The sequence below is a fragment of the Comamonas testosteroni TK102 genome (genome assembly GCF_000739375.1).
Classification (GTDB): domain Bacteria; phylum Pseudomonadota; class Gammaproteobacteria; order Burkholderiales; family Burkholderiaceae_C; genus Comamonas; species Comamonas brasiliensis.
In genome coordinates, this window is sequence record NZ_CP006704.1 from 5,276,088 (window position 1) to 5,288,857 (window position 12,770).

Sequence of the window (12,770 nt, forward strand, 5' to 3'; positions counted from 1 at the left end):
TGGCGATTCAGGGAGTGAGGATGATCGATCCTTGCGAGCGGCCTTGCTCCAGGTCCGCGTGCGCCGCAGCGGCATCCTTGAGCGCGTAGCTTTTCCAGACGTGGGGCCTGAGTATGCCGGCGGCGATGGCATCCAGCACGTCCTGCGCGCGGCTCTGGTACTCCTCTATCGTTGCCGTATGTGCGGCCAGCGAAGGGCGGGTCAGAAACAGCGAACCCTTGGCATTGAGCACTCCCGGCTCGACGGCCGGCGGCAAGCCCGAGGTGGCGCCAAACGACACCATCAGCCCTCTGGGCCGCAGGCAGTCCAGCGAAGCGGAGAAAGTGTCTTTTCCGATGGGGTCGTAGACCACGTCCACCTTTTGCCCCTGCGTGGCCTGCATCACCTGGGATGGCAGCGACTGCGCGTCGAAGACAAACACCTGGTCGCAGCCTGCCGCCTTGGCGCGCTCCACGCTGGCCGGCTTGGAGACGACGCCCAGTACCTGGGCTCCCAGGTGCTTTGCCCAGGCGCACATCAGCTGCCCCAGCGCCCCCGCAGCGCCATAGATCAGCACGCGGCTGCCCTGCTTCACCTGGCCGGTGGTCTTGAGCAGATACTGGGCCGTGATGCCCTTGAACAGGACCGACGCAGCAGCGTCATCCCCGAGTGCGTCCGGAAGCCTGACCAGGCGACCGGCAGGGAACAGGCGCGCACTGGCATAGGCACCCAGCGGACCGGTGGCGTAGCCGACCCGATCCCCCACCTTCAGGCCCGGGACTCCCGCACCCACTGCGGCCACGCTCCCCGCACCCTCCAGACCCAATCCCGAAGGCAATGCAATCGGGACCAGGCCCTTGCGCTGGCTGACATCCAGAGGATTGACACCGATGGCAGTCTGCTCGAGCAGAACCTCGCCCGGCCCCGGCGACGGCAGATCCAGCGTTTCGAGCTGCATCACTTCGGGCGCACCTGCGTTGTAGATTCGAATGGCGAGGGCCATGGCTTTTCCTTGGGAATGATGAAGAAACCATCGTATTCATGCCATCTGCGTGCATCAACATGAGCGCATGCACATGATAAGTGCATGCGATGCAGCAATATCTGCATGCTGACATGCACCAGGGCCGACAGCCAGAATCAGGCACTCTTGGCCCATCGCCAGCCGCGAGGCGACGTCGCGGCCTGCCTGAACAAGAGCGCCGAGCCCGCGTCCATCCATGAAGGTCTGCATGCCAGGCCCGCGCAGGCACAGACTGTTGCGGCAGCAAAGGCAGCCAGAAATACATCGACTTGCAGCACCGCTCGCTCCGGAGCCGATGAAGCACGATACGCCACAATAATCCTTGTCCGTCAGACGCTTGAAGCGCCAGAAATTTACAGGAACGCTTGATCGATGAGCATAGAACTCCCCAAACACGCACAGCAGCAGGCCATTGCCTCCATAGAACGCTATTTCCGCGAAAACATGGACGAGCCCATAGGCAATATGCAATCCGGTGCCCTGCTGAATTTCTTTCTCGCGGAAATAGGCCCCAGCATCTACAACCGTGCCGTGGCCGATGTGCAGGAGAACCTGCAGGCCAGGCTGCAGGAGCTGGACTATGAGGTGGGCAAGGAAGAATTCAGCTACTGGACGGCCAAGCGCGCTGGCAGGCGCTGAGATGATGCCCGCCCGGCGCCTGCAGGCAGCTCTGCGGCCAGACCAGCCGCCTCCGCCTGCGGCGACGCTGGTGGCGCTGGCCCAGGCACTCAGGGATGAAGGCATGACCCAGGCCGCGCTCTACCGCCTTTTTCAGGCCGAGCATGCGCGCTCGGACCTCGACGAACCGCGCCTGGAAGCTCTGGCCGAGACCATGGATCTGATCTGGGGTGGCGGCTGGGCCAAAGGCCATGCCTTGTTCGAACAAGAGCTGTCGCAAGAACGGCTGGACAGCGAATAAGAAGGCGCCTGCGCCCGCCAGCCGGCCCGGCTGGCATACCATCGCCGCATGCGTCTTCTCCACACCTCCGACTGGCACCTGGGCCAGCACTTCATGGGCCGCAGCCGCCAGGCCGAACATCAGGCCCTGATTGACTGGTTGCTGCAGCAGGTACAGGCCCATCAGGTCGACGCCGTGCTGATTGCCGGCGATGTGTTCGACACCGGCGCACCGGCCAGCTATGCGCGCGAACTCTACAACCAGCTGATTGCGCGGCTGCACCAGGCCGGTGTGGGCCTGCTGATTCTGGGCGGCAACCATGACTCGGTCAGCGTGCTCGACGAAAGCCGCGATCTGCTGCGCCATCTGGGCACACAGGTGATTGCCTCCACCGGCGCTCCGCAGCAGCATGCCGTCACCCTGCCACTACGCGGTCCAGATGCACGCCGCTCAGACCCACACGGTGCAAGCCAGCCCGGCTGCATTGTCTGCGCCCTGCCCTTTATCCGCGCCCGCGACGTGCAGCAAAGCCAGGCCGGTCAAAGCGCGCAGGACAAGCAGCTGGCCTTGCAGACCGCCATTCAGTCCACCTATCGACAGGTGTATGAAGCGGCCCTGGACCTGCAGCAAAAGCTGCAAGCCACGCTGGGCCGCAAGCTGCCCATCATCGCCACCGGCCATCTGACCACCGTGGGCGCCAGCAGCAACGAGTCGGTGCGCGAGATCTATGTGGGCTCGCTCGAAGCCTTTCCCACCAATGCTTTCCCGCCCGCCGACTACATTGCGCTGGGCCATATCCACCAGCCGCAAAAAGTGGGCGGCATGGAACATATCCGCTACAGCGGCTCGCCGATTGCGCTGGGCTTTGACGAAGCGCGCCAGACCAAGCAGGTATTGCTGGTCGAGCTGAACGAAAGCGGCTTGCAGGGCGTAACGTCTCTGCCCGTTCCGGTGTCCCAAGCAATGGCCGCGCTGCGCTGTACCCTGGCCGATCTGCCAAACGCACTGAAACAAATAGCCGCTGACGCAGACCCCAAGCGCGCCACCTGGCTGGATATCACGATTGAAGAGGATGACTATCTGGCCGACCTGCCCGCCCGTGTGCAGGCCCTGGTCGAGGAGTTGCCCGTGCAGGTGCTGCGCATCAAGCGCCAGCGCGGCAATAGCGCACCGCAGTTGCAAAGCGCAGCCATGGAGTCGCTGGACGAGCTGACCCCGCAGGACGTGTTTGCCCGCCGCCTGGCACTGGAGACACTGGAGCCGCCGCTGCAGCAGGCGCTGACCGAGCGCTATCGCAGCGTGGTCGAATCCCTGAGCCACCCTGAGAACCTCCCCGGGAGCGCCGCATGAGAATCCTCAAGCTGCGTCTCAAGAATCTCAATTCGCTCAAGGGCGAGTGGCAGGTCGATTTCACTGCCGAACCCTTTGCCGGCAACAGCCTGTTTGCCATCACTGGCCCCACGGGCGCAGGCAAGTCCACCTTGCTGGACGCCATCTGCCTGGCGCTGTACCACCAGACACCGCGTCTGGCTACCATCAGCGCCGGCAGCAATGACTTGATGACACGCCATCAGGCCGACTGCCTGGCCGAGGTGGAGTTCGAAGTCAAAGGTGCAGTCTACCGTGCCTTCTGGAGCCAGCGCCGCGCACGCGACAAGGCCAGCGGCGCGCTGCAGGCGCCCAAGGTGGAACTGGCGCGCGTGGCCGACGGTCATATCCTCAGCAGCCAAAGTGCGGACAAGCTCAGACAGATGGCCCAGATCACCGGGCTGGACTTTGCGCGCTTCACCAAATCCATGCTGCTGGCCCAGGGCGGCTTTGCAGCCTTTTTGCAGGCCAGCGCCAACGAGCGCGCCGAGCTGCTGGAAGAGCTGACCGGCACCGACATCTACAGCCAGATCTCGCAAACCGTGTTCGAGCGCGCCCGCGATGCGCGCCAGTTGCTGAGCACCACCCAGGCACAGGCCGACGGCATGCAGTTGCTGCCCGAGGAAGAGCGCACCCAGTTACAGGCCGAGGCCGCACAGCTGCAAAGCGCGCTCTCTGATCTGCAACAAAGCCACCAGCACCTGCACAGCCTGCAGCGCTGGCAGGAACAAACCGCACAAGCGCGGGTGCAGGCCGAGCAGGCCCAACTGCAGGTCCAGCAAGCCCGGCAAGCGCTGCATGCTGCCGCACCCGATCTGCAGCGCCTGCAAGCCCACGGCCCGGCCCAGGCCATTGCCGCACTGCACCAACGCTGGCAACAGATGCAAAGTGCCAGCGAGGCTGCACAAAGCCAGCTGAGCGATCTGCAAGACAGACTGACGCAAACGCGCGGCACGCAGTGGCACCTGCACCATCAGGCCAGTGCCTTGGCCGCGCAATCACACCAAAAAGCAGAGCTGCTTGCGCATGACCTGCAGGCGCAACAGACCGATTTGATCGAATGGCAGCAGCAACATGCCACCCATGCCCAACTCGGCGAACAGCTGAGCGGCTGGCGCGAACAGCTTGAACAACGCCAACAACACCAACAGCAATTGCAGAGCGCGCAGGCCGAGCTGCAAGACACCCAGAATCAGGCTCAAGCCCTGCAACAGCAAAGCAGTGCGCAAGCCACCGTGGTGCAGCAGGCGCAGACCGCACTGCAACAGGCCCAGAGCGCTGCCGAACAAGCCAACGCGGCTCAGCAAACTCTGCTGGCTCCCCATGGCGGCAGCCTGGCTCAGTTGCGTGCCCGCTGGCAGGCTGCGCAGCAGCAGATGCAGCTCATCTTGCAATTGCAACAGCAGGCCAGCCAGCGCAATGCCATGCACCAGCAAGAGCAGCAGCTGGACGCCGATCTGCAGGAATGCAACCAACGCATGCAGCAGCAAGCTGCGGATCTTGTCAGCCTGCGCAGCCGGTACAAGGCACAGAACGAAAAAGTCAGCGACAAGGAGCAGCTGCTGGCGCAAGAGCGGCGCATTCAAAACCTGGAGGCGCACCGCCGCACGCTGCAACCCGGAGAGGCCTGCCCGCTGTGCGGCTCGCACGAACATCCTGCCATCACCGCCTATGCGGCGCTCGATATATCGGCCACCGAGGCCGCACTGCAAACTGCCAGAGCCGAGCTGGAATCGCTCAAGGAGCAAGGCAGCCAGCGCAAGGCCGATCACGCGGCCAGCGAAAGCCAGCACAGCAGTCTGCAAAAGCAGCTGGCAGCGACGACCGCCCATATCCAGCAATGGCAGGCGCAGTGGAGCACATTGCGCCAGGCCTGCGCGCCCATGCTGGCCGATGATGCCTGGATGCATGCCGAAGCATTGGCGCAGATACAGCAACAAGGCAGCCAGCAAGCCGCCAGCCTGCAGCAGGCGCTGAGCGATACGGAGGCAGGCGAGCGCCGCGCACAGCAAGCCAGGGATGCGGCTCATGCGGCCGCGCAAAGCTTGCAGGGCGCCGAGCACCAGCAAGAGCGCGTGCAGCAGGCCCAGCAGGGCAACGCTGCCCAGCAGCAGCGTTTGAGCGATGCCGTTCAGGCCCTGCAAGCCAGCGCATCTGCCCTGAATACCGAGCTGCAAGCGGCCATGTCGCAAGCCGGCTGGGAGGTGCCCGATGCGGTGCACAGCCAGGCCTGGCTGCAGGCGCGCCAGCAGGACTGGCAGCAATGGCAGCTGCGCAGCACCCAGTTGCAGGCGCTGGCTCAGCAGCTGGTATTGCAGCAGCGTCAGGTGGAGCAAGCCGCTCAAGACGCCCGGCACTGGCAGCAAGGCGCTGCGCAATTGCCGACGGATTCGCCTGCGGATTTGCTGGCCGTGGACGCGCAAGTGCCCGCGCCTGCCATGCCCGCCAATCTGGTCGAATGCGCCGCACTGCTGGAGCGCACGGTGCAACAGCTGGCCAGCCTGCAAGGCCAGAGCCAGCAGGCCAGCGGCCATCTGACCCAGTTGCAGCAAAGCAGCGCCCAAGCGCAGGCCGCATGGGATACCGCGCTGAAGGCCAGCCCTTTTGCCGATGCCGCCGCCTTTGCCCAGGCCCTGCTGCCCGCCGATGAATGGCAGCGCCTGACAGAGCGCAGCGATCAATTGCAGCAAGCCTTGCAGCGCAACCAGACCTTGCTGGCTGAAGCCACGCAACACCATGCCCGGTTGCAGGCCCAGGCCTTGACTGCGGAAACACCCGAGACCATCACCGCCCAGTTGCAGGCCCTGGAGGCCGAGCGCGGCAACCTGACCGAGCGCCTGGGTGCCCAGCGTGCGCGCCTGGCTGACGATGAAAAGCGCCGCACGGGCCAGCAGGCCTTGCTGCTGCAAATTGCGGCACTGGAGCAGGACAACGATCTATGGCAGCGCCTCAACAGCCTGATCGGCTCCAAGGAGGGCGACAAGCTCCGCAAGTTTGCCCAGGGGCTGACGCTGGACCATCTGCTGCTGCTGGCCAACCGGCACCTGGAGCGCCTGCACGGCCGCTATCTGCTGCAGCGCAAGCCCACGGGCGAGCTGGAACTGGACATCGTGGACGGCTGGCAGGGCGACGTGGCACGCGACACGCGCACGCTTTCGGGCGGCGAGGCCTTTCTCGTCAGCCTGGCACTGGCGCTGGCACTGTCGGATCTGGTCAGCAGCAAGACCTCGATTGACTCGCTATTCCTGGACGAAGGCTTCGGCACGCTGGACGGCGACACGCTGGAGATCGCCCTGGCCGCGCTAGATGCACTCAACGCCAGCGGCAAGATGATTGGCGTCATCAGCCATGTGGAAGCGCTCAAGGAGCGTATTCCGGCGCAGATCCGCGTGGAAAAGGCAGCCGGAATCGGTTACTCCAGACTGCTGATCTGAAGCCTGACTCAGGTGCCGGGCGGAGGTGGCGGCATCATGCCAGGGCGCGGCGGCCGCATGCCGCCGGGACGCCCCGGACCTCCTGGCCCACCCGGGCCGCCTGGCGGCATGGAGCCCTTGACCTGGCAGAGCTTGTCGGCACTGTCGCTGCGCACCACCACGGTCTTCGATGCCAGCATCACCCCGCCCAGGTTCTGCACATCGAAAACATAAGGCGTCTTGTCCGGCTCCTGCCCGACCACGTTGTCCACATCCAGGCGGGTATCGGGCTGGCCCTTGTCCTTGTAAAGCGGTGCCTGCGCAAAGATCTCGCTGTTGAGCGCATCGCTGAACAACAGCTGGCTGGTCAGCCACGATGCAGCACTGTCCGCCGGGTCGTAGCTGCCTTGCAGGATGCGAAAGTGCACATGCACGGCACGGCCGCGATACCAGCCGGGGTAGCAGCTGTCGAAACGCGCCACGCCATGGCCGTCGGTGCGCTGATAGCCGCGAAAGAACTGCTTGTTCACATCGGCGGCATCGTTGTTGCACATGCGGTGAGTCTGGCCCGAGTAACCGCCCGTGTGATTGGTATGCCAGATCTCCACAATCGTGCCCGGCACCGGCTCACAGCGCTCGTTGACCACGCGAATCTGCATATGCAGCGGCAGGCCGTCCCAGCCATCGCTGACATCCATGCGCTCGGGCGACAGCGTATGGCAGGGGCCGATGGTGGCCTCGCAGGTCAGGCGGCAACCGCCCGCCAGACCGGCCGCAGCAAATGGATTGATGCCGCGCACGGCAGCGGTGATGGCCTTGGTACCGCCGCTGAGCCAGGGAGCAGCGGCCTTCGCCGCGCCGTCCGTCGCTGGCGCTGCTGCCGAACCGATTGCGGCGGGCGCGGCACGACCGGGCGATGGCATGAAGGGCAGTGCCCCCAGCAGGGCTGCGGATTGCCGCAGCCAGCTTCTGCGCGAGGTTGCGCACGCGGCCGGTACAAGCGTTTCGGATGAGGAGTGCGGCTGGGTCATGGGCGATATGGACTCGTCTGTGAATCGCACCATGCTAGCGCCGCAGCCGCCAACGCAGCCAGCGGCTGCCTCATCTTTACCGATGCTATACAAAATTGCTCTCCATGCCTTTTCCATAAAGCGCCATGCGCTACAGTTTTTGATAGTGTCACCGATCAGGCGCCAAGGTCACCCCGCCCGCGCCAAGCCGGCCCAAAGGCTTTGGCTTACCATCCAGACCCTTGCTTGATAGGTACAAGCCATGATCCGGATCGCAGAACTCAAACTCCCTCTCTCGGCGGTGGAATACCACCCCGAGAACCACACCGAATATCAGCCCACGGACCAGCTCACCCAGCTCGCAGCCGAGCGCCTGGGCATTCCATGCTCCGCCATTGCCAGGCTGCATGTGCACAAGCGCAGCTTCGATGCGCGCAAGGCGGAACTGCTGGCCGTCTACATCGTCGACATCACGCTGGCCGACGAGGGCCAGGAGGCCGCGCTGCTGACGCAGTTTGCCGACCACCCCCATGTCAACCCAACGCCAGACATGAGCTGGAAAGCCGTGGGCCAGGCCCTGGCCGACCTGGACGAGCGCCCCGTGGTCGTGGGCTTTGGTCCCTGCGGCATGTTTGCCGGACTGGTGCTGGCCCAGATGGGCTTCAGGCCCATCGTGCTGGAGCGCGGCAAGACCGTGCGCGAGCGCACCAAGGACACCTGGCGCCTGTGGCGCAAGCGCGAGCTGACGCCCGAGTCCAATGTGCAGTACGGCGAAGGCGGCGCCGGCACCTTCTCAGACGGCAAGCTCTACAGCCAGATCAAGGACCCGCGCCATCTGGGCCGCAAGGTACTGACCGAGTTCGTGACCTATGGTGCTCCGCCCGAAATTCTCTACGCGGCTCACCCCCATATCGGCACTTTCAAGCTGGTCAAGCTGGTCGAAGGCATTCGTGAGGAAATCGTGCGCCTGGGCGGCGAAATCCGCTTCGAGCAGCGCGTGACCGATGTGCAGATCGAAGAGGTCGACGGCCAGCGCCAGCTGGTCGGCCTGCAGGTGCTCGACCAGGCCACGGGCCAAAGCTATGCGCTGCCCACCCATCATGCCGTGATGGCTCTGGGCCACAGCTCGCGCGACACTTTTGCCATGTTCTACGAGCGCGGCGTGGCCATGGAGGCCAAGCCCTTCTCCGTGGGCTTTCGCATCGAACATCCGCAAAGCGTGATCGACCGCGCCCGCTGGGGCAAGGATGCCGGCCATCCGCTGCTGGGCGCTGCCGACTACAAGCTGGTGCACCATGCCAAAAACGGCCGCGCCGTCTACAGCTTCTGCATGTGCCCGGGCGGCACCGTGGTGGCCGCGACCAGCGAACCCGGGCGCGTCGTCACCAACGGCATGAGCCAGTATTCGCGCGCCGAGCGCAATGCCAATGCCGGCATGGTCTGCGCCATCAGCCCCGAGGACTACCCGCAGGACGCCGAGAGCTTTGCCTGGGCCTTCGACGGCAAGACCTTTGGCGTCGAAAAGCTGCAAAAAGGCGAGCATCACCCGCTCTCCGGCATTGTGCTGCAGCGCCAGCTGGAGTCCAAAGCCTATGTGCTCGGCGGCCAGAACTACAGTGCGCCCGGCCAGCTCGTGGGCGACTTTGTGGCTGGCAAGCCATCCACCGAATTTGGCGAAGTTCAGCCCTCCTACAAGCCCGGCATCAGCCTCGGCGATCTGCACCAGGCACTGCCCGCCTATGCGATCGAAGCCATGCGCGAGGCCCTGCCCGCCTTTGGCAAGAAGATTCGCGGCTACGACATGAAGGATGCCGTGCTGACTGGTGTGGAAACACGCACCTCGTCCCCGGTCAAGATCGGCCGCGGCGCCGACTTCCAGAGCGACAACACGCGCGGTCTGTACCCGGCCGGTGAAGGTGCCAGTTACGCGGGCGGCATTCTGTCGGCCGGTGTCGACGGCATCAAGGTCGGCGAGGCCGTGGCTGCGGCGATTCTCGGCGTGTCAGTACCCTCCTCGGGCGCACGCGGCTCGGGCGGCGCCCTGTAAGCCACGCGGCCTGCCTCGTTGCGCCCCAGGCATGCCAGCCCCCCGGCTGGCTGCCTTTGAGGGGCGCGAGCACACCGGAAGTCATGGCTCTTACAAGTTTTTGGACGCTGACTGACATTGCGCCAGGCTTGGCATCGGTACGCTGGGGACTTCATCGCACGCCAAGCGTCACCATGAAACCTCTGCGACTCGCACCTGCCTCTGTCACCCTGGGACTGGCCTGCTGGCTGGCTGCCGCCAGTGCCAGCGCTCAAACCAGTGATTTAGCTGCTGCGGCAGACACTGCCGCCGACAAGCCCTCTGCGCTGTCGGGCTGGATGTTTGGCTACGCCCCCCTGGACTGGCATTTCTCCGATGCCAAAAAGGAAAACGATTTCGAGCCTGACGAACAAAAGCATGCCTATGTCTGGCTGATCCAGGCCGAGAAGGAGCTGGACGAACGCCATATCGCAGGCTTTGCCTATTTCAGGAATTCATTCGGTCAGCCCAGCCAGTACGCCTACTACGGCTGGCGCTTCAGGCCGTTTGACAGCGTGCCAGGCCTTTTCTTCAAGGTCACGGGCGGCATCATTCACGGCTACAAGTTTCCGTACAACAAGAAGATCCCGTTCAACAACCGGCATGGCTGGGGCATCACGGCCATTCCGGCCGTGGGCTATGACTTCAATCGGAACTGGGGAGCCCAGGTCAATGTGCTGGGCAATGCCGGCGTGATGTTCCAGCTCAACTACACGGTTCGCTAGGTCGCCAGGAGCGCTCCATCAGGCTCCGCGCAGCCTGGCAAAGTCGGGCGCACGCTTTTCCAGAAAGGCCGCGATGCCTTCGCGGGACTCCTCGCTGCCCTGGGTCTCGACCATATGGTCAGCCTCCAGCGCCAGCTGCTGCTCCAGGCTGTGGTTGTGAGCCACCCGGCACAGTGCCTTGATACGCGTGGTCGCCACCTCCGGCCCCTGGGCCAGTTGCCGCGCCAGTTCCAGCGCCTGGGCCAAGGCCTGGCCCGGCTCCGTCAAGCGGTTGATGCAGCCATGCGCATGCATGCGCTCGCCGCTGATGCGCTCACCCGTCAGGCAGAGCTCGGTCAGCAACTGACGGGACATGAACTCGGCCAGAAAAGACGTCGCGCCACCGTCGGGGGTGAGGCCGACCTTCACATAGGCCACCGAGAAAACCGCCGACCTTGCCGCCACCAGCATGTCGCAAGCCATGGCCAGAGAAAGGCCCGCACCCGCGGCAGCGCCTTCCACCGCCGCGATCACGGGCTTGGGGCGGTCGCGTATGGCACGCATCAGATGGTTGAGATCCTCGAGCCTGAGGCGGCGTTCGGCCAGCGGCATCTCGCGCCGCGTCGCCAGCTGGTTCAGATCGCCGCCAGCGCAGAAATGACCGCCCTCTCCCGTGAGGATCACGGCGGCCACCGAGGCATCGGTGCCGGCCGCACGCAGCGCTTCCATGACCGCGTGGTAGTACTCGGGCGACAGCGCATTGCGCGCGGCCTGGTTGTTGTTGGAGAGAACGAGAACAGCGCCTTCGCGGCGGGTGACAAGAGCAGGATTCACGGCAAACCTCCTGCATCCGACTCTAGCGATGCCGGCATGGCCCGCCTAGCGGGCTTGTGCCCTCTCTTGTCACCTAGCGGACGCCCTCAGCGGCGTGGCCCCCAATGGCCACCGCCATGATGCCAGCCACCAGGGCCATGGTTCCAGCCCCCTTCATGCCAGCCGTAGCCGGGACGTGGCGGCATGGCCCAGCGACCGGGACGCCAGTTGTAGCGTCCGCCGCCCCAGCCCCAGGAGCCGCCGATCCAGACATAGGCCGGCGAGGGAGCCACCGGGATCACCTCGTTGATCAGGGCAGGCGGGGCCATGGGTGCATAGACGTCGCCCGCGACCACCTCGGTTCCATAAGCCGGATAGGCCGGGGCCACCACACAGCCCGTAAGCAGGGCGGCCGAGCCGCCCAGCAGCAAGACCGGCAGCAGGCGGCGGGTCATGGTTTGAGAGATGAAGGACATCACAACTCCTGAAAGTCCGGGGACATGTATATGCTCCTACAACGCAAAAGCCCCTGCCAGTTGTTGACAGGGGCTTGTGAAGCAGCGGTAAAGACCGGCTACTGCCGTTTACACAGGTGTACGCTTAACGGGCGTTTTGCAGTGCAGCAATGCGCTGCTCGATGGGCGGGTGGGTGGAGAACAGCTGGCCGATGCCGCCGGCAATGCCCATGGCCGCCACGCTCTTGGGCAGCTCGCCCGGATGCATGCCGCCCAGACGGGCCAGCGCATTCATCATGGGCTGCTTGCGGCCCATGAGCTGCGCGGCACCCGCGTCGGCACGGAACTCGCGCTGGCGCGAGAACCAGGCCACGATGATGGCGGCGACAAAGCCCAGCAAGATATCCAGCACCACGGTGGTGATCATGTAGCCGATGCCGGGGCCCGAGCTTTGCTCGTCGTTGCGGCGCAGAAAGGAATCGACCGCATAGCCGATCACACGCGAGAGGAAGACCACAAAGGTGTTCATCACGCCCTGGATCAGCGTCATGGTCACCATGTCGCCATTGGCGATGTGGGCCACTTCGTGGCCGATCACGGCCTCGACCTCTTCGCGGGTCATGCCTTCGAGCAGCCCCGTGGACACCGCCACCAGGGCCGAGTTCTTGAAGGCGCCGGTCGCAAAGGCGTTGGGCTCGCCCTCATAGATGCCGACCTCGGGCATGCCGATGCCGGCCTTCTCGGCAAAGCCGCGCACGGTGTTGACGATCCAGGCCTCATCGGCATTGCGCGGCTCGTTGATGACCTGCACGCCCGATGTCCACTTGGCCATGGGCTTGGAGATCAGCAGCGAGATGATGGCACCGCCAAAACCCATGATGAAGGCAAAGCCCAGCAGGGCGCCCAGGTTGAGGCCGTTGGCAGTGAGGTAGCGGTTGACGCCCAGCAAGCTGGCGACGATGCCCAATACCGCCACCACGGCGATATTGGTCAGTAGAAATAAGGCAATACGTTTCATCGAGGGTGTACTCCACACAGGGG

At 64.5% G+C, this 12,770-nt stretch carries 11 protein-coding genes; 6 read left to right on the forward strand and 5 right to left on the reverse strand.

Features of this window, described 5'->3' with window-relative positions:
• Nucleotides 1–7: 7 nt before the first annotated feature.
• The gene (locus tag O987_RS23895; protein ID WP_043375200.1) at nt 8–982 is read right to left on the reverse strand and encodes a quinone oxidoreductase family protein; all 975 of its coding nucleotides are present in this window, start codon (nt 980–982) and stop codon (nt 8–10) included.
• A gap of 393 nt (nt 983–1,375) precedes the next feature.
• Here O987_RS23895 and O987_RS23900 point away from each other — a divergent pair, with 393 nt between their 5' ends.
• Genes O987_RS23900 through O987_RS23915 form a run of 4 tightly spaced genes read left to right on the forward strand, consistent with a single transcriptional unit; the run spans nt 1,376 to nt 6,703 of the window.
• Nucleotides 1,376–1,642 carry a DUF2164 domain-containing protein gene (locus O987_RS23900; RefSeq protein WP_043375203.1) on the forward strand — a complete coding sequence of 89 codons (267 nt, stop codon included), beginning with the start codon at nt 1,376–1,378 and terminating at the stop codon, nt 1,640–1,642.
• 1 nt (nt 1,643) lies between these two features.
• Nucleotides 1,644–1,922 (forward strand): hypothetical protein, encoded by a 279-nt coding sequence (locus tag O987_RS23905; RefSeq protein ID WP_019042429.1) that lies wholly within the window; start codon nt 1,644–1,646, stop codon nt 1,920–1,922.
• 48 nt (nt 1,923–1,970) lie between these two features.
• Nucleotides 1,971–3,251 (forward strand): exonuclease subunit SbcD, encoded by a 1,281-nt coding sequence (gene sbcD / locus O987_RS23910; protein WP_043375207.1) that lies wholly within the window; start codon nt 1,971–1,973, stop codon nt 3,249–3,251.
• Nucleotides 3,248–6,703: an AAA family ATPase gene (locus O987_RS23915; protein ID WP_043375209.1), complete on the forward strand. Its 3,456-nt coding sequence runs from the start codon at nt 3,248–3,250 to the stop codon at nt 6,701–6,703. Before sbcD ends, O987_RS23915 begins: the two co-directional genes overlap by 4 nt.
• Before the next feature lie 8 nt (nt 6,704–6,711).
• Here O987_RS23915 and O987_RS23920 read toward each other — a convergent pair whose 3' ends face one another.
• On the reverse strand, nt 6,712–7,746 hold the full coding sequence (locus tag O987_RS23920; RefSeq protein ID WP_043375211.1) for an intradiol ring-cleavage dioxygenase: 1,035 nt from the start codon (nt 7,744–7,746) through the stop codon (nt 6,712–6,714).
• A gap of 208 nt (nt 7,747–7,954) precedes the next feature.
• Here O987_RS23920 and O987_RS23925 point away from each other — a divergent pair, with 208 nt between their 5' ends.
• Nucleotides 7,955–9,739 carry an NAD(P)/FAD-dependent oxidoreductase gene (locus tag O987_RS23925; protein WP_043375215.1) on the forward strand — a complete coding sequence of 595 codons (1,785 nt, stop codon included), beginning with the start codon at nt 7,955–7,957 and terminating at the stop codon, nt 9,737–9,739.
• A gap of 173 nt (nt 9,740–9,912) precedes the next feature.
• Nucleotides 9,913–10,482: a hypothetical protein gene (locus tag O987_RS23930; protein WP_003051130.1), complete on the forward strand. Its 570-nt coding sequence runs from the start codon at nt 9,913–9,915 to the stop codon at nt 10,480–10,482.
• A gap of 18 nt (nt 10,483–10,500) precedes the next feature.
• On the opposite strand, the gene O987_RS23935 is transcribed toward O987_RS23930, so the two are convergent.
• From O987_RS23935 to htpX, 3 genes are all read right to left on the reverse strand, one after another.
• The gene (locus O987_RS23935; protein WP_043375217.1) at nt 10,501–11,295 is read right to left on the reverse strand and encodes an oxepin-CoA hydrolase, alternative type; all 795 of its coding nucleotides are present in this window, start codon (nt 11,293–11,295) and stop codon (nt 10,501–10,503) included.
• 86 nt (nt 11,296–11,381) lie between these two features.
• Nucleotides 11,382–11,750 carry a YXWGXW repeat-containing protein gene (locus tag O987_RS23940; protein ID WP_003051127.1) on the reverse strand — a complete coding sequence of 123 codons (369 nt, stop codon included), beginning with the start codon at nt 11,748–11,750 and terminating at the stop codon, nt 11,382–11,384.
• A gap of 124 nt (nt 11,751–11,874) precedes the next feature.
• On the reverse strand, nt 11,875–12,747 hold the full coding sequence (gene htpX / locus O987_RS23945; protein WP_003051126.1) for a protease HtpX: 873 nt from the start codon (nt 12,745–12,747) through the stop codon (nt 11,875–11,877).
• Nucleotides 12,748–12,770: the final 23 nt, after the last annotated feature.